General features: G+C 48.8%; 18 protein-coding genes. 6 read left to right on the forward strand and 12 right to left on the reverse strand.

All coding sequences use genetic code 11. The features are described 5' to 3' along the window. A complete protein-coding gene (gene mqnE, locus JWJ90_RS04705) occupies positions 1 to 1095 on the reverse strand; it encodes an aminofutalosine synthase MqnE (RefSeq protein ID WP_205226043.1) in 1095 nt (364 codons plus the stop codon). 179 nt (positions 1096 to 1274) lie between these two features. Then, positions 1275 to 2594 (reverse strand): sigma-70 family RNA polymerase sigma factor, encoded by a 1320-nt coding sequence (locus JWJ90_RS04710; protein ID WP_205226044.1) that lies wholly within the window; start codon positions 2592 to 2594, stop codon positions 1275 to 1277. 215 nt (positions 2595 to 2809) lie between these two features. Here JWJ90_RS04710 and malQ point away from each other — a divergent pair, with 215 nt between their 5' ends. Next, entirely contained in the window at positions 2810 to 4387 is a 1578-nt protein-coding gene (malQ, locus tag JWJ90_RS04715; RefSeq protein WP_205226045.1) for a 4-alpha-glucanotransferase, read from the forward strand. On the opposite strand, the gene JWJ90_RS04720 is transcribed toward malQ, so the two are convergent. Further along, complete coding sequence (locus JWJ90_RS04720; protein WP_205226046.1) at positions 4378 to 4638, reverse strand: AF1514 family protein; 261 nt, start codon at positions 4636 to 4638, stop codon at positions 4378 to 4380. The two genes, malQ and JWJ90_RS04720, sit on opposite strands and share 10 nt — an antisense overlap. 216 nt (positions 4639 to 4854) lie before the next feature. On the opposite strand from JWJ90_RS04720, the gene JWJ90_RS04725 reads away from it, so the two are divergent. After that, positions 4855 to 6180, forward strand: coding sequence for a rhodanese-like domain-containing protein (locus JWJ90_RS04725; protein ID WP_205226047.1), 1326 nt, complete (start codon positions 4855 to 4857; stop codon positions 6178 to 6180). 107 nt (positions 6181 to 6287) lie between these two features. Here the strand turns inward: JWJ90_RS04725 and JWJ90_RS04730 are convergent, their stop codons facing one another. The 3 genes from JWJ90_RS04730 to purD are packed head-to-tail and all read right to left on the reverse strand — an operon-like array spanning position 6288 to position 9040. After that, positions 6288 to 6611 carry an Hpt domain-containing protein gene (locus JWJ90_RS04730; RefSeq protein WP_205226048.1) on the reverse strand — a complete coding sequence of 108 codons (324 nt, stop codon included), beginning with the start codon at positions 6609 to 6611 and terminating at the stop codon, positions 6288 to 6290. A gap of 18 nt (positions 6612 to 6629) precedes the next feature. Then, positions 6630 to 7268, reverse strand: a complete 639-nt coding sequence (locus JWJ90_RS04735; RefSeq protein ID WP_205226049.1) for an L-threonylcarbamoyladenylate synthase — start codon at positions 7266 to 7268, stop codon at positions 6630 to 6632. Then, positions 7265 to 9040 (reverse strand): phosphoribosylamine--glycine ligase, encoded by a 1776-nt coding sequence (gene purD, locus JWJ90_RS04740; protein WP_205226050.1) that lies wholly within the window; start codon positions 9038 to 9040, stop codon positions 7265 to 7267. Before purD ends, JWJ90_RS04735 begins: the two co-directional genes overlap by 4 nt. Positions 9041 to 9271: 231 nt before the next feature. Between purD and JWJ90_RS04745 the strand changes: the two genes are divergently transcribed. Further along, the gene (locus tag JWJ90_RS04745) at positions 9272 to 9862 is read left to right on the forward strand and encodes a TetR/AcrR family transcriptional regulator (protein WP_205226051.1); all 591 of its coding nucleotides are present in this window, start codon (positions 9272 to 9274) and stop codon (positions 9860 to 9862) included. A gap of 92 nt (positions 9863 to 9954) precedes the next feature. On the opposite strand, the gene greA is transcribed toward JWJ90_RS04745, so the two are convergent. The 3 genes from greA to JWJ90_RS04760 all read right to left on the reverse strand — a co-directional run bounded on the left by greA (position 9955) and on the right by JWJ90_RS04760 (position 12924). Beyond that, on the reverse strand, positions 9955 to 10440 hold the full coding sequence (greA, locus tag JWJ90_RS04750; protein WP_205226052.1) for a transcription elongation factor GreA: 486 nt from the start codon (positions 10438 to 10440) through the stop codon (positions 9955 to 9957). Between the two features lie 257 nt (positions 10441 to 10697). Beyond that, positions 10698 to 11885, reverse strand: a complete 1188-nt coding sequence (locus tag JWJ90_RS04755; protein ID WP_205226053.1) for a DegT/DnrJ/EryC1/StrS family aminotransferase — start codon at positions 11883 to 11885, stop codon at positions 10698 to 10700. A 52-nt stretch (positions 11886 to 11937) separates the two neighbouring features. After that, the gene (locus JWJ90_RS04760; RefSeq protein ID WP_205226054.1) at positions 11938 to 12924 is read right to left on the reverse strand and encodes a sigma-70 family RNA polymerase sigma factor; all 987 of its coding nucleotides are present in this window, start codon (positions 12922 to 12924) and stop codon (positions 11938 to 11940) included. A gap of 209 nt (positions 12925 to 13133) precedes the next feature. Between JWJ90_RS04760 and lepA the strand changes: the two genes are divergently transcribed. Next, positions 13134 to 14927, forward strand: a complete 1794-nt coding sequence (lepA, locus tag JWJ90_RS04765) for a translation elongation factor 4 (protein WP_205226055.1) — start codon at positions 13134 to 13136, stop codon at positions 14925 to 14927. 135 nt (positions 14928 to 15062) lie between these two features. On the opposite strand, the gene yihA is transcribed toward lepA, so the two are convergent. Genes yihA through hisI form a run of 3 tightly spaced genes read right to left on the reverse strand, consistent with a single transcriptional unit; the run spans position 15063 to position 16991 of the window. Then, a complete protein-coding gene (yihA, locus tag JWJ90_RS04770; RefSeq protein ID WP_205226056.1) occupies positions 15063 to 15665 on the reverse strand; it encodes a ribosome biogenesis GTP-binding protein YihA/YsxC in 603 nt (200 codons plus the stop codon). 38 nt (positions 15666 to 15703) lie between these two features. Beyond that, positions 15704 to 16576, reverse strand: a complete 873-nt coding sequence (gene hisG, locus JWJ90_RS04775) for an ATP phosphoribosyltransferase (protein ID WP_205226057.1) — start codon at positions 16574 to 16576, stop codon at positions 15704 to 15706. A gap of 28 nt (positions 16577 to 16604) precedes the next feature. After that, positions 16605 to 16991, reverse strand: a complete 387-nt coding sequence (gene hisI / locus JWJ90_RS04780; RefSeq protein ID WP_205226058.1) for a phosphoribosyl-AMP cyclohydrolase — start codon at positions 16989 to 16991, stop codon at positions 16605 to 16607. 370 nt (positions 16992 to 17361) lie between these two features. Here hisI and JWJ90_RS04785 point away from each other — a divergent pair, with 370 nt between their 5' ends. Together JWJ90_RS04785 and JWJ90_RS04790 are read left to right on the forward strand one after the other, a co-directional pair. Next, entirely contained in the window at positions 17362 to 17802 is a 441-nt protein-coding gene (locus JWJ90_RS04785; RefSeq protein WP_205226059.1) for an FKBP-type peptidyl-prolyl cis-trans isomerase, read from the forward strand. A gap of 325 nt (positions 17803 to 18127) precedes the next feature. After that, the gene (locus JWJ90_RS04790) at positions 18128 to 21019 is read left to right on the forward strand and encodes a hybrid sensor histidine kinase/response regulator (protein ID WP_205226060.1); all 2892 of its coding nucleotides are present in this window, start codon (positions 18128 to 18130) and stop codon (positions 21017 to 21019) included. Positions 21020 to 21026 lie beyond the last annotated feature (7 nt).

Raw genomic sequence — 21026 nt, forward strand, 5'->3', positions numbered from 1 at the left:
TTAGAAGGTCTCTATGACGTTGTAGAGAGTGTCGCGCTGGACAGGCTGGCGGCCTGCTTCCTGAATAAGACGGATAAGAGTCTTATGACCAAGTGCCTGCTCGGTTTCAGCACCAGCCATATGGGTTATGACTTCCTCTTTGACGGTTCCATCCATGTCATCTGCACCAAAAGAAAGGGCAACCTGGGCAAGTTTCGGTCCGATCATAACCCAATAGGCTTTCACATGGGGAAAGTTATCGAGCATCAACCGACTGACGGCAATGTTCTTAAGATCATTGATGCCGGTGGTGTTGGCATGCTCGGCCATCGCCGTGTTTTTCGGGTGAAAAGCGAGTGGGATAAAGGCTAGAAAACCATCGGTTTCGTCCTGGGTCTTGCGCAGGGCATCCAGGTGTTCGAGCCGTTCAGCTACGGTCTCGATATGACCGTAGAGCATGGTTGCATTGGTCTTCAGCCCTTTTTTATGGGCAGCTTTAGCCACTTCGATCCAGCCTTCACCGGATAGTTTCCGCTCGCAGGTTACCTGGCGAATACGCGGGCTGAAAACCTCGGCCCCCCCTCCGGGCAGGGAACCAAGTCCTGCAGCCATGAGCTCATCCAGGGTATCCTCAACAGATTTGCCATTCAGTTGAGCCAGGTGATAAATCTCAACACAGGTAAAGGCCTGAATATGTACCTCAGGGCGCACCTCTTTAATGCCCTGGAGAATGTCGATATAGTAGGAAAAGGGAAGATCGGGGTGGATGCCGCCGACCATGTGTATTTCACTGATCGGCTCGTCGAGGCGTTCCCGGACCTTCTCCTTCACATCATCCACACTCATTTCATAGGCAAGCGGATGATCTTTTTCACGTCCAAATGCACAGAACTTACAGAGGTTTGTGCAAATGTTGGAGTAATTAATGTGCTGATTATAAATAAAAAAGGCCTGGTTTCCGTTTTTGCGTTCGCGAACGATGTTGGCCAGGGCCCCAAGAGCGAGGACGTTTGGATGCTGGTACAGTTGCTCTCCATCTTCTAAGGATAACCGCTCCCCTTCGCGGACTTTGGCCAATATACGGCCAAGCCCTGCCTGCTCTATATATGCATCCATTTCTGCCTGCTCCCGGATTGAGTCTATGAAATAGAATTTATTCCCATTGATGTGAAAAAATTCAGTTTTCTTTAGATTGTTAAGGGAATGCTTGCCAAGGCCGCATCCCTGCTTGAATAAAAACAAAGAAGCCCCTTATAAAGACAAGGGGCTTCAAAAAACACGAAATATTAGTTGTGTTAGTCAAGGAAGAACCGAAGTTTCTCCCGACGGCTTGAGTGTCGTAAACGATTCAGGGCCTTTTTTTCGATCTGACGAATACGCTCTCGAGAAACGTTAAATCGTTTTCCGATCTCCTCGAGGGTGTATTCTGCCTTTTCTCCAATACCAAAACGGAGTCGAATGATTTTCTCTTCACGCTCGGTCAGCGTCGAGAGGACCTCGGTGACACGGTGAGCGAGTTCCCTATTTTGCACGGCATCATAGGGTGATTCAGATTCCTGGTTTTCAAGAAAATCACCAAGAGTCGAGTCATCATCGCCCACTGGAGTCTCCAGTGAAATCGGTTCCCGCGATGCTTCCAAAATGGCCAGGATTTTATCCATGGGCAAATCAGTCATCTTGGAAATTTCAACCGGGGTGGGTTCACGACCAAGTTCTTTTAACAGCGAGTAAAACGCCTTAAAAAACTGACTGCGCAGTTCAAGAAAATGCACAGGCAGGCGAATGGTCCGGGTTTTGTCAAGAATGGCCCGGGTTATCGCCTGGCGAATCCACCATGAGGCGTAAGTCGAGAATTTGTTGCCTTTTTTATAGTCAAAACGAAAAACAGCCCGCATCAGTCCCAGATTGCCTTCCTGAATGAGATCAGCAAGGGTCAAGCCCTGATGCATATAGCGCTTGGCAATAGAGACGACCAACCGAAGGTTTGCCCGGATCATGGAATCCTTGGCAAATTCAATGGATCGGTTGTAGGCCTCTATTTTCGTAGCAAGCTCAAACAGCTCTCGAATTTCAGGGTAATTGCGGTTGGCGATGGTCACGCAATGCCGCATGTAATTGAGCTGTTGCTTTTTCGGCTTCAGCGTCGGGTCACGACGCTGCCAGAGGTCGATCCTGTCGACCAGCATTTTTATTTCGGCAACGCCTGAGCCGTCCTGACGGATAGCCTCAATAATGGCGTCAAACCCCTCACGTATGGTTTTGGAGTACTTTGCTTCTTCCTCGGGGGTGAGTAGGTCAAATTGGCCCATCTCCCTAAGGTACGTGGTTGTGGTTTCTTCCGAATCGTGTTCTTCGCTATCGGGCAAGGTATCGGAAGAATTGTCTTCGTCACCGTTTTTCTTTCCGGTCCATTCTTCACCGGATAAGGTCTTTCTTTTTCCCGACTCTTCCTGGGTAACAATTTCAATATTGTTTTCCCCGAGAAAATCAAATAACTCTTCAATGGCTCCCGGATCTTTCACCTGATCGGGGAGGAGTTCGTTCAGATGCTGAAATGTTATACAGCCTTCATCCTTTCCGGCCTCAAGAAGGTCATTTTTTATACCAGCGAGCACCAGCCTTCTCCTTTAATCTGTGCGCAACGCACATTGTGTTTCAGGGTCAAAAAGAATATTATAGTCTACTCTATGAAGAAAATAATGCAATCGAAGAGTGGGTGTCATGCAATAAAAAACGTTTTGCCGGTATGATGAACAGGATTAGGATTGCATGGAACACGCAGAGGCATGAGTTCACGCAGGGCATAGTTTCTTGGGAGGAGTAGACACACATGAATAATTGTACATCGATAAACATTCTCCGACAAAGATCAAGTGGAATTTTATTACCGATTTTTTCACTGCCAGGCCCCTATGGCATCGGTGAGATTGGAAAAGAGGCTTTCGATTTTATAGATTTCTTGAACGATTCCAAGCAAAAGAGCTGGCAAATTCTTCCCACGACGCCTGTCGCTCCCCTGTTTGGTAATTCACCCTATATGAGCTTTTCAGCCTTTGCGGGTTCTCCTTTGCTCATTGCTGCTCAGGGACTTGTTGAGGCAGGGTGGCTTCTCGAAACGGAAATCCCCTCCCCTTCATTTTCTCCTTTTCTGGTCGAATACGATAAAATCGAATCCTATAAAAAAGAATTGTTGCAAAAAGCTTGGAGGCGTTTTTCTCAAAAGCCTTCTTTTGCCGATACGCTTGAACAGTTTGCAAGCACTCATCCGTGGGCACAGGATTACGCATTGTTTGTTGCCTTGAAAAACAAAATGGGTAATGCCCCCTGGTATGAATGGCCGGAAGGATTACGACAGCACGATTCACTTGCCTGCGCTCAGGCCCAAAAGGATCTCCTTGCCGACGTCCACTACCACCTTTTCACTCAGTATGTGTTTATGAAGCAGTGGCAGGCGCTTCGCGACTATGCCCGTGCCCATGAGGTTCAGCTCATCGGTGACCTCCCCATCTATGTTGCCTTGGATAGCGTGGACGTTTGGGTCAATCAATCCATTTTTCAGTTGGATGAAAACACCGGTGAACCTACCCGGGTAGCGGGTGTCCCTCCAGATTATTTTAGTGCCACCGGCCAGCGATGGGGGAACCCGCTCTATCGCTGGAACAGTGCCAACACTGAGGTTGAGACTCAGCTCTACGCGTGGTGGGAGCAGCGATTACAGCACAATTTCAACTTGGTTGATGTCGTGCGTATCGATCATTTCCGCGGCTTTGAATCCTACTGGTCTGTACCGGCCGAAGAAGAGACCGCGCTCAATGGCAGCTGGCAGCCAGGTCCGGGGGAAAATTTTTTCAGAGAAATGACCATTCGGTTGGGTGAGATGAATATTATAGCCGAAGACCTTGGCGTTATAACCAAGGAGGTTGAAGAGCTCCGTGACAGTCTTGATTATCCAGGGATGAAAATTCTGCTCTTTGCCTTTGATGGTAACCCCGAAAATAGCTATCTCCCCTACAGCATGGGAAAAAAAAGTGTTGTCTATACCGGAACCCATGACAATGATACCGCTGTTGGCTGGTATCTGAGCTCTGAAGTTGCACCGGAGGCCAAAAAACAGGCAAAGCTTTTTGCGCATTGCTCCGATGACAATGCTGGCTCGTTCCATAGAGAGCTTATTTATCTGGCCTATGGCTCTCCGGCTAACCTGGCAATTATACCTATGCAGGATGTGCTTGGTTATGGCAATGACTGCCGCATGAATACTCCTGGAACAACAACGGGTAACTGGCAGTGGCGTCTCACCCGGTCCTCACTCACTCCAGAGCTTTCCACCTGGTTGGGGCAGCAGGTTGAGCTTTTTGGACGCGATCCCCAGCCCAAATTGAAAATATTGGCTGCATCTCAAGAGTAGATCAGGACAATGGTATCCCTGTTAAAGGAGAGTCGAAGTCGTCCACCATGGTTTCTCCCGTAGACTTCCCAGCCAGGCTCCCCTTTGATCTCACAGTGGAGGCATTGAGGGGAGTGAATATCGCGCTGGCTGTCGTTCCAGCTCACCAGGGTAAAATCGGTGTCGTCCTGGCCCGCCAGAGCATCACCAAGGAGTTTTGCCAGGTCGAAATTCAAGGAGGCACCTTCTAGGGTTATGTGAATTTTTTCCATGTATCGCTCCGTTGTTTCAATGTTTTTTTCACCATATATTGAAGTAGCTACAACCATGCGTCAATAAATTTTTTGATAGGTAGTTACATTCGTCTTGATAATTATTCTTCCCTTTGCACAATGGGCATATTTTCGACTATACTAGCGCCATATTGATGCGGATTTTTGAGCATCCCCTAGCTGTTTAATCCATGATTATTCTACGGAGGATTTGCTGTGAGGAAAACATTGTTTCCGGTACTGCTGTGTGTGTCACTTGCCCTTTTGGCCGGAGGATGTGCAGGAGATAAAGCTGAACTGAGTGCATCAAAACAGGCGATACATGCACAGGCGGAAACTGGCGTCTATGCAGGCAAGGTCGCGGGCGTCTCCCAGCGTGCTCAAACCTTATCCATTACTGTTGGCGCGAAACATGACGGTGGCGTTTCCAAGAGTAAAGTAATGATGCTGAAGTTTGATGCCGATACCAAGGGAATGAATGTCGCAGCCAAAGGCAAACCAATTAAGGTCAAGTACGAGAAACGAGGCAACGATCTCTATGCCACTGAGGTTGAACTGAAAATTGCCAAACTTCCTGCTGGTATTACAGAAATAAAAACCAAAGAACTGCAAACGTTACTTGCGAGCAACACGGATCTTTTTTTGGTTGATTCCCGCCCCACCGGTCGTTACAACCAGGCCCACCTACCAGGGGCCCACTCCATCCCCATGCCGGTGCTCAAAAAGAAAAAAGCAGCTGTTTTACCCAAAGATAAAAACACAATGCTTATTTTCTACTGTGGCGGCATCACCTGCCCTCTTTCGCCCGGTTCCGCTATCATCGCCAAAGATTTGGGCTACACCAATGTTAATGTGTATCATGAAGGTGAGCCTGTCTGGTCAAAAAATGACCTGCCTACCTATTCGACCAAATCCTTTATCCAAAAAGGCAATGTAGTTCTCATAGATATCCGTCCCACAGAAGAAGCTATCGCCGGAAGAATCAAGGGGGCGTATTCAGTTCCCTATGAACTGCTCGAAGATCGACTCGATGATGTTCCCAGAAACGCACCTATTGTTTTGTACGGAGATGATGAGGTTCTGGATGCGGTTTCTGACGTTCGTTTTGAGGGCTTTAAAAATGTCTCTCTTGTGGAAGGTGGTTACAAGGGCTGGGTGAAATCCGGAGGCGAGATTGAAAAAGGCCCCATTTATAATATGGAAATCAAATGGGTGAGAAAGCTTGGCAAAGGCGAGGTCTCTGTGGCAGACTTTCGCAAGGCCGCTTCAGGAGAAGACAAGGATGCAATTATTGTCGATGCCCGGACCAAGTCCGAGGTGGCTGAGCTCGGTACCTTTAAAAATACTATTAACATCCCGCTGGATGAGATCCCGGCGCGGATGAACGAGCTGCCCAAAGACAAAAAGATCTATGTGCATTGCTCGACAGGCGCGCGTGCGGATATGGCCTATAACGAACTCATCAAAAACGGGTTCAATGCCAAATTCCTGTTGCTGAACATTAAAGACGCAGCCTGTGACTGTGAGATTATCAGGCCTTAAGAGCTGCTGCGGTAAAAAAAATCGTCCTGCGAGACTCTGGTCTGGCAGGACGATGCCCTAAATAACCTGTTATACTCCCTGAAGAAATAAAAAAATTACCTCAAACTTTACATTGCCTTAACCTGCTCGAGTAAGGTACGCATTTCTTCGACCTTATCTCTCGCTACAGCCACCGACCCCTCACGGGCATCAGATTCCATGGCCATGGCTATGCCCCGTATTCCTTCAATGCCTAAACTTGCCGAGGCGCCTTTCAGGCTATGTGCGGCTCGCACGATCCCATCGGTATCCTCCCCTGCTATTGCTGTCTGCAGTTGCTCAAGATCCGCACTTGATGAGTCTTTAAAGAGGGTGAGAAGTTCTTCGAGTAATTCTTCGTCACCAGCGGTTTGCTCGAGGGCGAACTCCTTATTCCATTGTAAATCAGCCATATACGCCTCCAAATATTATCAAGATATGGATTGATTGTATGACGCACTGACACTCTGTACCAGAGAAAAATCAATTTTTCCTGCACGAAAACAACAAATAAGCCCATCTTTAAGCCCAACAAGGGTAGACCCCTGCCCTCCTGGAGTGTCGCCTCCGTCAAGGATAAGGTCAACCTGACGACTAAAAAACGAGTTGACTTCCTCAGCATTGATGGCAGCCGGGGCTCCCGAGATGTTGGCGCTGGTGGCAGTTATGGGGCCTCCAAAGGCGCGGACGAGTTGGTCGGCTATCGGATGGGGCGAATGACGAACGGCAACAGTCCCTGTTCCTCCGGTGAGCCGTGAAGAACATGCCTCTAGAGCTGGAAAGATTAAACTTAGTGGGCCGGGCCAAAAGTGGTTGATCAGAGGCAGATAGGGGGGAGGTATTGTGCGGGCGACCAGACTGAGTTGAGGTTGCCCTTGAATGAGTAAAAGTATGGGGAGGGCGCCTGAGCGTTTTTTGATCTGGTAGAGTCGATCGACTGCCCCTTTGTTGAAGGGGTCGGCTGCAAGACCATAGTAGGTCTCAGTGGGGAAGGCAACCACACCTCCAGCACGCAGGATTGAGGCTGCCTGCTGGAGTGTGGATGCATCAGGTCTAACTATTGGGTTCACCCCTGCAGTGCCTGGTTTTTAGCCTCGACCTGTTGGGCCATCTGATCAGCATGCTCAACGAGTTGTTGCCGCAAACCTTCATCGGTCAGCGCAAGGATACGAACGGCGAGCACAGCCGCATTTTTAGCGCCGGCCTTACCGATTCCCATGGTTGCCACCGGAATACCCGGAGGCATTTGCACGGTTGAAAGTAAGGCATCCAGTCCATTAAGCGAGGAGGCATCCAAGGGAACTCCAATCACCGGAACCGTTGTATGGGCTGCCATGACGCCGGCGAGATGTGCCGCCATACCTGCACCAGCAATAATGATTTTAAGGCCACGATCGTTGGCAGTAGCAGCATACTTGGCGGCATGTTCAGGGGTTCGATGAGCGGAGGTGATCAGCATTTCATAGCCAACGCCCTTGCCCTCAAGAAAGTCAGCGGCTGCCTGCATAACCGGTAAATCAGAGTCGCTTCCCATGACAATACCAACTTGGGGTTTTGGCGTGTCCTCCTTCAGGCGAGCAAGGGCCCGATGACCGATATCACGCCGGTAGTAGCATCCCTGCCAGGATATGACAGACACAGCCTCGTAGGCCTGATCGAGCGCTGCTTTGATATCATCGCCAATAGCGGTTATACCAAGAACTCGCCCTCCGGAGGTGGTCACCTGACGGCCCTGCATGGCGGTACCAGCATGAAACACCTGCACGTTTTCGATCTTGGAAGCTTTGATCAGCCCTGCGATGCGGTTGCCTGTGGAATATTTACCGGGATACCCACCGGAGGCCATGACCACGCAAACTGTTGGCCGGGGGTCAATATCCAGGGTAATCTGGTCCAATGTTCCGTTGATGCAAGCTTCAAAGATATCGACGAGATCGGATCGGAGACGCATCAACAGCGGCTGGCACTCGGGGTCACCAAAGCGGCAGTTGAACTCCAGAACATTGATGCGATCTCCATCGATCATCAATCCGGCATACAGCATACCTTTGTACGGGCGTCCTTCGCTAGCCATCCCTTCGATTGTGGGGAGCATGACCTCTTCCATGACACGTTTGTGCAGGACATCGTTCATAACAGGAGCTGGAGAATACGCCCCCATGCCTCCTGTGTTTGGCCCTTTGTCCCCTTCAAAGACGGCTTTGTGATCCTGAGAAGTCGGCAGGGGAAGCACGGTCTTTCCGTCTGTAAAGGCAATAAATGAAGCTTCCTCACCCCGAAGAAACTCTTCAACGACCACCTTGTTGCCAGCTTGTCCAAAGGCTTTGTCCTTCATAATCAGGTCAATGGCCTCTTCTGCTTCATCCTGGGTCTGGGCGATGATAACGCCTTTGCCAGCTGCAAGACCGTCGGCCTTGATGACACAGGGTAAGCCGATAGACTTGACGAATTTTTTGGCTGCGCCCCGCTTACCAAAGGTACCGTATTGAGCTGAAGGAATGTTATATTTTGCCAGAAAATCCTTGGTAAAAACTTTGCTTCCCTCAAGGATCGCTCCTTTGGAGTCCGGTCCGAAAATCGGTAACCCCTGATTTTCAAATGCATCGACGATCCCCTGCGTTAACGGATCTTCAGGGCCAACCACGGTCAGATCGATCGCTTTCTCCTGGGCAAAGGCCAGCAGACTGGGGACATCTCCAGATGCTATATCGACACACTCGGCAATGGATTTAATCCCGGCGTTGCCTGGGGCACAATAAATAGTGTCCACCTTTTCAGATTGTTTCAGCTTCCACACCAACGCGTGTTCACGTCCGCCGCTGCCGATAACCAATACTTTCATTCAATCTCCTCCGACCATTTGTAAGTGGGCCATTGCTCTTTGGGTTCTGGTTTCTTTTAATAAAAAATATCAAATTTCGTCCAGAAAAATGTAACCGAAATCAGCGGGTTCACCTATTATAACTTCGCTGGTTAACCGCCATTTTTCTTGACATGCCTATTTAGAAACTGGTACTGTACGGAATGAGGACTCATTCATTTTTTGCAGCATTTGCCTGTTTAAACATAATAAATGAAATCACCAGACAAGCATCGTAAAATCATACGTGCTGCCACTAAAGTGTTCGCAAAAAAAGGCTTTTTCAATGCTCGAATCTCGGACATTGCCAAAGAAGCCAAGGTGGCGGATGGAACGATATACCTCTATTTCAATAACAAGGCTGATATCCTGCTTTCTGTTTTCGAGCAGGAAATCGGGAAGCTTATTGATCAGGTCGCGGGACTGTTGGAAAAGGAAACAGATCCGCAAGAAAAACTGCGCATCTTCATTACCAACCATCTTGAGGAAATGAAGAAGAACAGGTACCTGGCAGAGGTTATCCATATTGAACTCAGACAAACCTCCAAGCTGATTCGCGAGTACCGGAAAAATACGTTTAATGAGTATCTAGCGATTATTGCCCAAATCATAAAGGAAGGCCAGGATAGCGGTGTCTTCCGTCAGGAGTTTCATCCACATGTTATGCGCCAGATAATCTTTGGCTCACTGGATGAAATTTCCCGTTGCTGGCATGTGGGCAGTGACTGCTCTTTAACAACCGATGAAATGAGTGGCCAAATGACAGCACTCTTTCAAAGCGGCTTACTCGTTCAATCGGTGTAGAGTGTTGTACGTTTCAGACGCGTGAGTCACAACAGTCTTGATAAAATAACGAAAGGACACCATGACGTGCCCTTTCGTTTTTTCTAAGCTTCCTACTTAATTTTTCCTGCTTCAATATCAATCACCTCAAACTCTCGCATACCTCCGGGAGTTTTGGTGAGCACCTCATCACCTATCTCTTTTCCCAAAAGTGCCCTTCCCAGCGGTGAAAGAACAGAAATCGATCCTTTTTTAACATCAGCCTCTTCAGGACCCAGGAGTTGGTAGGTGACCTCTGATTCGTTTGCCAAATCCACCAAAGTGACAACGGTTCCAAAGACAGCGCGATCCGTAGAAACTTTCGAGCAATCAATTACTTCAGCCCGGCTCAGTTTGTCCTTGAGTTCGAGGATCCTTCCTTCAGTCAGACTTTGCCGTTCTTTGGCGGCATGATACTCGGCATTTTCGCTGAGATCTCCATGCGCACGCGCAACCTCGATTGCCTTGACGATTTCAGGCCGCTCTACCCGTTCAAGCCGTTCCAGCTCATCACGCAGCTGCCGATTTCCTGCCAAGGACATCGGGATACGTTCAACCATGTCAACTTTCCTCCATAATAGTAGTCGCTGTACCCGGGTGGTAAGGGTACAAAAGAGAAGAAAGCGTTGGGCGTAGACCCAACGCTTTCAGCTTTTGTATTTCATGTCAGATGGTTTCATCTGATGAAAACATCTGTTATTTATATCGGTTTTATTCTATTGAGAATAATATAACATTAGAGCAGAGAGAGGATGGTTTTTCCAACAGCTTTTGTTGCATACCAAAGACTCACTGCTTCTGCAAGTGTAACCAGTAATCAATTTCCTTTGTAAAAACGAGCAATCGTTGCAACAACATACTCAAGTTGTTCAGTACTCAGCTCAGGATAAATCGGTAAGGCCAGGGAATCGGCTGCAGCAGCCTCAGCCACCGGAAAACTTTGAGCCCCATACCCGTGCTCAGCAATGCATTTCTGCTGGTGGAGGCAAAGCGGGTAGTAAATCTCACATCCGACCGAGTTATCCTGGAGATACTGTCGCAGTTCATCGCGTTTGGGTACATGAATCACAAATTGATTGTAGATATGGTGATTATGTTGTTCAGCTCCCTCCATTTGGGCGTACACAGCAGATGGCAGGATAACCGGATCATTGACCAGGCCAGCCTCTGCAAAAAGTTTGGTATAGGTGGCAGCGTTCTCGCGACGTCCGGCGTGCCAGCTCTCCAGATGTTCAAGCTTAATGGAAAGGACAGCGGCTTGGATCGGATCCAGACGGAAATTTCCGCCAACGCGTGAATGGTAATACTTGGGTTCTGCACCGTGATTACGATTCGAACGCAGTACCCCTGCATAATCCTCATTGGAAGTGGTAATCATGCCGCCATCGCCAATACCGCCGAGGTTTTTGCTGGGAAAAAAGGAAAAACATCCCGCAAGTCCCATGCTACCGGCGCGCCGCCAGATGATTTCCCCGTTTTCTTCAAACGGATATTCGGCACCTATAGCCTGAGCGGCATCCTCAATGACCGGTACACCATACTCCTTGGAAAGGGCCATAAGCGGCTGCATATCCGCACATTGACCATAGAGGTGGACGGGCATCATGGCCTTGATGCGATTTGCACCTGCACGATCTGCTTGCAGAGCTTCAGCAGTGAGAACGGGATCCATATTCAGGCTTTTGGGAGAGACATCAACAAAGAGCGGCTTTGCCCCAACACGGAGAATCGTTCCCATGGTGGCAAAAAAGGTATAGGGCGTGGTTAAGACCAGATCGCCCGGGCCAACGTCAAGTGACATCAGCGCGTTCAGCAGAGCATCCGTTCCAGAGGAAACGCCAACGCCATACGAGGCTTGTGAATAGTGAGCCACCTTTTCCTCAAGCTCAGTCACTTCACGGCCGAGGATGTAGCCGGTGGAATCAAGAACGCGGGTAACAGCCTCGAGCATTTGGGAACGCAACGGGGCCAACTGTGGTTTCAGGTCAAGCAAAGGTACATTCATGGGGACTACAAAAGAAAGAAGTTTGGGAAGAATGTTGAAAAGAACGAGGAGGTCAGGAGTTCTGATCTGTCGGTCCAGCAGCGAGGATCATCCCATCGCCGCTGAGAAAATCCTGAATATCAGGCATTTCTTTTTCGAACTGTTTACGTAATTTTTTAAGGAGGTTAGCCTCGATTTGCCGGACCCGTTCTCTGGAGATGCTGAATTCATCGGCAATGGTCTGCAGCGTTCTTGGCTCATCGCTGAGTAGGCGTGTACTGAGAATGACCTGCTCCTTTTCATTGAGCTTGGTGCTCAGGTCTGCAAGAATTCCAGCAAGCCTCTCACGCATCTCCTGGCTGGCGACAACTTCTTCGATGCCTGGCCCATCGGAGGGGAGAAAGCTTTTCTGTTCATCTTCGGAATCACTACGCACCGGGGCCTCCAAGGAGACATCCCAGTTGTCCATCCGCTGACCCATCTCGATAACTTCACTCTCTTTGACGTTCAACCGTTCTGCCAGTAATTTCACCTCAGGTTTAAACCCTTGGGATTCAAGGAGTTTTTTTTCCTTGTTCAGGCTAAAAAAAAGTTTACGTTGGGCCTGAGTCGTGCCGATTTTAACCAGGCGCCAGTTATCCATGATAAACTTGAGGATATAGGCACGAATCCAGTAGGCGGCATAATAGGAAAATTTGACTCCTCGATACGGATCAAATTTTTTAGTCGCCTGCACCAGGCCGACATTACCCTCCTGGATCAGGTCCATAAAATTTTGCATCCAGTATTTCTGGAAGTCCATGGCGACTTTGACAACTAAGCGCAGGTTGGAAGAGACAAGACGGTAGGCTGCATCCGGATCGCCGGTCTCTTGAAAACGCACCGCGAGTTCTTCGGTCTCTTCGCGGCTAAGTAACTCATATTGACTGATCTCTTGCAAGTAACGGTGGAGGGCGGGGTTGCTTAATGCTGGCAGATTGTCATCTGTTGATGTCAGCATCAAAGCGTGCTGCGGGGCCTCTTTTGTTTCCACACTGTCTTTTTCGCTCTGATCTCTCATTAATCTCTGGTATATCGTTAGAAAACACAACCCTGCAAGGAGTAAACTCACATGCAGGGATCATGGGGTAAGTCTACCCGAAAAAATCAAAAAAAACACTTTAATATAACTATAGCCGCTTGTGGAGTTTTATTTTTACCCAATCTATGCTAAGGGTACCGGGCTTCCCCCAACCACGCATCTATTTTCCTTTCTTATCTTTGTAACGAATGAATAATATACGAAATTTCAGCATAATAGCCCATATAGATCACGGCAAATCCACTCTGGCCGATCGTATGATCCAACTCTGTAAAATGGTCACCGATCGTGAGTTTAAGGACCAGCTGCTCGACAGCATGGATATCGAACGTGAGCGTGGTATCACTATCAAATCTCAGACGATCTGCCTTCCTTTTGTCGCTGATGACGGGAAAAGTTATATCCTCAACCTGGTCGATACGCCAGGCCATGTAGATTTCAGCTATGAAGTTTCTCGCGCGCTAGCTTCTTGTGAAGGCGCCCTGCTCCTGATTGATGCGGCCCAGGGTATAGAGGCTCAGACCCTAGCCAACCTGTATCTGGCCATGGAAAATGATCTGGAGATCATTCCGGTTATCAACAAAATAGATTTGCCTGCCGCGGAACCGGAAAAGGTTGCCGACCAGATAGAGGATGATCTAGGCCTTGAGGGTGAGGCTATTCAAAAATGTTCCGCCAAAACAGGCGAAGGCGTCCTTGAACTTCTCAACGCCATTATCAAATACCTGCCGCCCCCCGAAGGCGATCCGACAAAACCCCTTGAAGCCTTGATTTTTGATGCCAATTACGATCCCTACCGGGGAACCGTCATCTCCGTACGCATCATTAACGGAACGGTGAAAACCGGTGACCAGATCGTGTTCATGTCCAATGGCGCTGAATACAAAATCGAGGAACTGGGGATTTTCCGGTTACGCCGTGAAGCTCAGAAACAGCTTTCCGCCGGAGAGGTTGGGTATATCATTGCCGGGGTCAAGACTGTCTCCGACACGAGGCCTGGTGACACCATTACTCTTAAAGAAGCCCCCTGCCCTACACCCTTACCAGGCTTTAAAGAAGTCCAGCAGGTTGTGTTTTCTTCGCTCTACCCCATCTCCACGGATGATTACGAGGATTTGGCGGCAGCCCTGGAAAAACTCAAGCTTAATGATGCTGCCCTCACCTTTCAAAAGGATTCTTCTGCCGCCCTTGGCTTTGGTTTTCGTTGCGGATTTTTAGGACTGCTTCACCTGGAGGTTGTCCAGGAGCGTCTTGAGCGCGAGTTTGATATTTCGCTTATCCTGACCGTCCCCACGGTTAAGTATACCTTTTTTCTCCAGGATAAGACCGAGGTGGTGGTTGACAACCCCTCCTATTTCCCTGATCCGGGCACCATAGACCGCATTGAAGAACCCTACATCAAAGCGACCATTCACATTCCTGAACGGTATATGGGGGCGGTGATGACCTTATGCATGGAGCGCCGAGGTGAGAACACCAAATACCATTATCCCATGCCCGGTCGAATAGAATTTATCTGTGAATTACCACTTGCGGAGGTGATTTACGATTTTTATGATCGACTCAAATCAGTCACTCAGGGGTATGGCTCCTTTGATTACGAGTTGCTGGATTACCGTCAAAGTGATCTGATCAAACTCGATATCCTGGTTAACGGAGAGCAGGTGGATGCGCTGTCGCAACTGACACACCGGTCTAAAGCTCGAGAACGTGGTTTAAAGGCCTGTGAGCAGTTGAAAAAAGAGATTCCGCGTCAGATGTTCAAAATCGCTATTCAGGCAGCCATTGGCTCAAATATTGTTGCCCGGGAAAACATTTCAGCGCTGCGTAAAGACGTCACGGCAAAATGTTACGGTGGTGATATTTCCCGAAAACGAAAGTTGTTGGAAAAACAAAAGGAAGGCAAGAAGCGCATGAAAACCGTGGGAAATGTTGATATTCCCCAACGTGCCTTTCTCGCAGTGCTTAAATCTGATCAGTAAGCACTCAGAGAGCGTATATCTTAACTCGCGTCGATGACCTTTCGAGCCCGTTTTTCAACCAAAAGCGGGCTCGGTTCTCCGCTTCCATACCTGCCTAGCCCAAAACTCTGTTCCACTCCCCATTGAGGAAAGTTCTCAACTTTGGCCACCGTCGCCTGCGCCTGCAAGCTCGGCCAGGCGGGTGCGAAGTTCTCCCACCCCAAGCCCTGTTTTACTGGAAAAAATGACCCGATCCCGTGCTTTCAGTGTCAGACCGGCATCAAGTGCTGCTGCGTTTTTGAACTGATCGTTTTTGCTGAGTTTATCGGCTTTGGTATAGACCGGAAGGAAGGGAACCTGCAGATAACGCAGCCAGTCAATCAGGTCACGATCGAGCTGTTTAAGCTCATGACGTACATCAATGATGACCACAATGCAGCGAAGCGTCTCACGAGTCTCTACATAGCGGGTAATCAGTCCCTGCCAGCTCTGCCGAGTTTTCTGTGAGACCTGAGCAAAGCCATAACCGGGTAAATCGACCAGATACAGTGCCTCATCAACTAAAAAATAATTGAGACTCTGGGTTTTGCCTGGCTTGGAGCTGGTTTTGACCAGATTGGTGCGGCTGACCAGTTTGTTGATCAGGCTGGACTTGCCCACATTGGAGCGTCCTGCAAAGGCGATATCAGGATAAAGGGGCTCGGGAAGCTGCCCGATGGCATGGGCAGAGAGCAGAAATTCAACTTTTTTAAAATTCATAAACAGCTCTCTCCCCTGCCCATCGGACGGATGACAAATCAGATGACTTTATTGAGGGAATATTCAATGATACCTTCGGCCCCACCTTTTTTTAGCTTGGGAACGAGATCGCGTACCTGATGCTCGGAGATAACGGTTTCCACGGAAAACCACTCCTGCTTATACAGCTGAGCCACGGTGGGTGCATGGAGACTGGGCAACATGTTGATCACAGTCTCCAGGTTTTCCTTGGAGACATTCATCTTCAAGCCGACGATACGATCAGCCCGCAGCGCCCCCTGAAGCAGCATGGCGATGTTCTCAATTTTTTCCCGTTTCCACGGATCCTGCAATGATGCCTTATTGGCAATCAGCTGGGTATTGGACTGCATCATCTCATAGATTACACGCAATCCGTGTGCACGAATGGTAGACTCGGTTTCAGTGACCTCAACAATGGCATCACAGAGGCCGGAAACGACCTTCGCCTCCGTGGCACCCCAGGAAAAGGTAATGTCCACATTCAGGCCGCGCTCTTTGAAAAATTTCTGGGTAACGTTGACAAGCTCGGTGGCGATCCGCTTGCCGTCAAGCTGCTCCACGCGGGTAATCTCAGAATCACCTGGTACCGCAATAACCCAGCGCGTTGGTTTTTTGCTCACTTTGGAATACACCAGATCGGCAATCACCTCGATATCGGACTCGTTTTCCTGGGTCCAGTCCTTACCGGTGATACCGGCGTCCAGCATTCCTGATTCAACGTAGCGAGACATTTCCTGGGGACGACAGATGGAGCAGGAAAGCTCTTTGTCATCCACTTCGGGGAAATAGTTGCGCGAAGCCAATTTTATCTGCCAACCTGATTTGTCAAACAGGGCAATGGTCGCATCTTCAAGACTGCCTTTGGGAATTCCCAACTTCAATACACTCATTTCTCTTTCCTTACATTCAATCAAAGTTTTATTTTGAGCCGTATACCGCGTCGGGATCAAAAACCTTTGTGGCCTCTGTTACCTCAAGCGTGTCTCCGGACACCTTTCTGTAAAAACAACTTCTGTAGCCTGTATGGCAGGCTGCTCCACCGAGTTGCTCTACCTTGTAGACAACCGTATCTTCATCGCAGTCGACCAGGACTTCTTTGATCATTTGAACGTGCCCTGATGATTCGCCTTTCAGCCATAACTTATTGCGGGAGCGACTCCAGTAATGGGCCTTCCCGGTTTCAAGGGTTTTTTCCCAGGCAAGCTGATTAATATAGGCAAGCATTAAAACTTCACCCGTTGCATGGTCTTGAACAATGGCAGGCAAAAGCCCGTTGCTATCTTTAGCAAAAGCGAGTTCTATCATGATAAATACTGTGGTGTGATGGGTGTGTAAAAGGGTTAAACAGGGTAACCTTTGAGAACATTAAACGGTCTTTTTTTAAAAAAAAGCATCAAACAAATGAAATACGTCTGATGATCATTAAAAACATTTGGATGCATGGCGCAGGAGGCAAAAGGACAGCCTGTATGTGAATACGAAAGCGGAAGATGCCCTCCTCGTCCTGATTTCTCCATTTTTTAATAAAAAGGGACAAGAAGGTGTGCACATTTATGCTGTTACGCATACTTTGTCAAGTCTTGCTTGGAAATTGGCTGGCTTGTAAAAAGACGTTCCATTGGGTATAGTCGCGCAAAACTGACCGCAAACCCTTTAATATACGGAATATCTATCAATGCCAACTGTTCAACTTTTTGATACTGTTTCAGTAAGTTATGTCGCCAAATCTCCAAGTGGAGAGGTGGTTGAAAGCGTCCCCGAAGAAAAACCCATTACCCTGTCAATTGGTCAGGGAAGAATTCTCAAAGCTGTTGAGGCTTCGCTTATGGGCATGCAACCCGGTGATACGAAAACAGTCAATATTCAACCTGAAGACGCCTACGGTCCCTATCACAAAGCCTTGGTTCACGAGATCCCTCGTGCATCTTTTGAGGGGCGGATCGATCCCAAGCCAGGCATGATCCTCTCCCTGTCCGTGGAGCGCGACGGCCAGCAGCAACAGGTTCCTGCCACGGTCTTGGCCGCCGGGAACAACACTGTAACTATAGATTACAATCATCCTCTTGCCGGCATGGTTATCAGCTACACCGTTAAATTGCATGCCATAGGTAATTAATCCAGCCAGTTTACTGTAAAGAGATTTCCTGCTGAGAGTACGATGTATTCTTTTTTCTGCTCTCAGCAATCTTATAGTGGTTTTCCCTCCCCCCTTCCCCTCGCATTTCCTCATTTTCAACCACATGCCATGCCGTCAATCTGCACGGCAGATGTTCAATAGTTCCAAAGAATAACCTCTGCCTTAAAAAAATCTGTACAATCATCTTTCCACACGTACAATACTTCTAAGGTCGAGGAATTATGTGGTGCGCATTGGGACATTTAGCCCTACACCGTGACCTCGAAGGTTGAAGACGACACCATCTCATTAGGGAGAACCGTTTATGTCTATCGAAGATGATGAAATATTACAGGGTTTTGTAGAAGAATCGCTCGAACATCTGGCAGATATCGAAAACGATCTCCTCGCTATTGAAGAGAGAGGGGCCGATATTGATGTTGAGCTCGTTAACAAGGTTTTCCGGGCTGCCCACTCAATAAAAGGAGGTGCTGGCTTCATGGGGCTGAATGTCATTCAGGACTTAGCCCATGCCGCGGAAAACGTTTTGGGCCTTATTCGCAGCGAAAAACTCGTTCCCAATCCCGATATCGTCAATGTCTTGCTTTTGGCTGCAGATGAACTTCAACGAATGATTGAGGATGTGGGGAACAGTAACTCCGTTGACATCACCAGCCATGTCACCGCTCTCAATGCGATCTATGAGACCGGCGAGTCGCCCACCTCTGCTGCAAAGCCAGCGGCTGAGCCTGTTGAGCAGGAAACGGTAGAGGAAATCGTTGAGGAATCCGTTGAGCCGATGGCGGAGGTCGTGGCTGAAGAGGAGGTTGTGGAGCCTCCCCCTGCTGTTCAGGAAATTGAAGCCGAGATTCCCGAGGCTGAACCGGAACCGGTTATTCCAGAACCTGAGCTCGAGATACCTGAGGTCAGTCAACCGGAAACCAGCACCCGAAAAAAATCCGGATCATCAAGTCCAACCAAAACCGATACCAATATTCGGGTGGCGGTCAGTTTGCTTGATCAGTTGATGAACCTGGCCGGTGAGCTCGTTCTCTCTCGAAACCAGCTTCTGCAGACCATCACCTCAGGTGATGTCCGCAATGCTGAGGCTGTGGGCCAGCGGATTGATCTGGTGACTTCTGAACTTCAAGAAGCCATTATGCTCACCAGGATGCAGCCCATTGGCAATGTCTTTAACAAGTTTCCACGCGTCGTTCGCGATCTGTCCAAAAAACTCGGCAAACAGATTGATTTAACGATTGTTGGGAAGGATGTTGAGCTTGATAAAACCATTATCGAGGCCATCAATGATCCCCTGACCCACCTGGTCCGAAACTCCGTTGATCATGGTGTCGAGACGCCGAGTGACCGCACCCAGAAAGGAAAAGATGCGCGTGGATTAATTGTCTTAAAGGCCTATCATGCCGCCGGTCAGGTGGTCATTGAAATCAGTGATGATGGCAAGGGACTTGATGGTGACGCACTTGCCGAGACGGCCATAAAAAAAGGATTAATCACCGCTGACCAGGCCAAGGTCATGTCGGAGAAGGAACGAATTAACCTGATCCTGCTCCCCGGTTTCTCCACAGCCAAGGAGGTCACCGATGTTTCCGGACGTGGCGTGGGGATGGATGTGGTCAAAACCAACCTTGACCAACTCGGTGGCTCCATTGAGATAGAATCCGAAGTCGGAAAAGGTTCTACCATATCCATTAAACTTCCGTTGACTCTGGCAATTATTCCCTGCCAGATTGTCATGACCGGTGGCGAGCGATACGCTATTCCGCAGGTGAACCTGGAAGAGCTGTTACGGATTCCAGCCTCAAGAGTTAAGGAACGAGTCGAGCGGGTCGGTGACGCCGAGGTGGTTCGGCTACGCGGCAACCTGCTCCCTCTGATTCGAATGGCCGAGGTGTTTAATATCGTTCCGACTTACTTTGACCCGGTACAGGAGGAAACAAAAATTGATCGCCGCCGAAACATCGCCGACCGCCGTTCAAAATCTTCGGCTCTCTTGGGGGATGAAGGGGAAACCCGCGAGGAGATCGATACCACACATCAGCAGGAACGCGTCTCTGGTGAACGACGACAAAGTGCCTCCAGTGCCCTGAATATCGTTGTTGTTTCCACCGGGGCCATGAAATACGGTCTGATTGTTGATCGGCTTCATGACTCCGAAGAAATTGTTATCAAACCCCTTGGGCGCCACCTGCAGCAATGCCAGGGATATGCGGGAGCAACCATCATGGGTGATGGCCGCATTGCCCTTATTCTCGATGTATCCAACATTGCACGTATGGCGGGGCTCACATCGCTTGAAGGCTCCGAACGTGCCTCAGAGTTGGCTGAGGCTGCCAAGGAAGCCATCACCAAGACCCGCGACAAACAAGCCCTGCTCACCTTCTCAAGCTCCGAAATCGAGCAGTTTGGTGTGCCGCTGAATCAGGTTGAACGTGTCGAAAAAATAAAACGGGACGATATTGAGGATATTGGAGGCAGACGTGTCATGCAATATCGTGGCGGTAGTTTGCCTTTGATAAGTATCGATGAGGTTGCTTCCGTTATGCCCCTTGATGATCGTGAAGATCTTCTGGTTATTGTGTTTCATATTGCAGGCAAAGATGTGGGCCTGTTGGCAATCGGTCCTATCGATGCCATCGAGATCAGTGCGGACATTGATGATGTTACCCTGAAACAGCCAGGTATCATGGGCTCCACCATCATCGGTTCAAAAACCACGATGCTGGTTGATATATTTGAGATCATACAGATCTCGAACCCCCAATGGTTTGAAGATCATGAGGCCTATGCAGAGATCCCCATGGATGACATGGAGGTGCCCACGATTCTTATTGTTGAAGATTCAAACTTTTTCCGTAATCAGGTGAAAGGATATATGGAGGAAGCGGGATTTAATGTTCTGGAAGGAGAAGATGGCGTTGTCGCCTGGAATGTTCTGGAGGAACAGGCTGATGAAATCAGCATGGTGGTGACAGACATTGAAATGCCCAACATGGATGGCTTTGCCTTGACAGAAAAAATTAAAACCGATGACAGGTTCAAACATCTGCCGGTTATTGCCTTGACCACCCTAGCGGCTGATGAGGACATTGCTCGAGGTAAATCTGTTGGTGTGGATGAATACCACATCAAACTGGATAAAGAGCGACTTATGGAAAGTGTTCACCGCTATGCCAAAGCAGCTCTGAAAGCTTAAACTGTTC

Source organism: Desulfobulbus rhabdoformis (assembly GCF_016919065.1).
Lineage (GTDB): Bacteria > Desulfobacterota > Desulfobulbia > Desulfobulbales > Desulfobulbaceae > Desulfobulbus > Desulfobulbus rhabdoformis.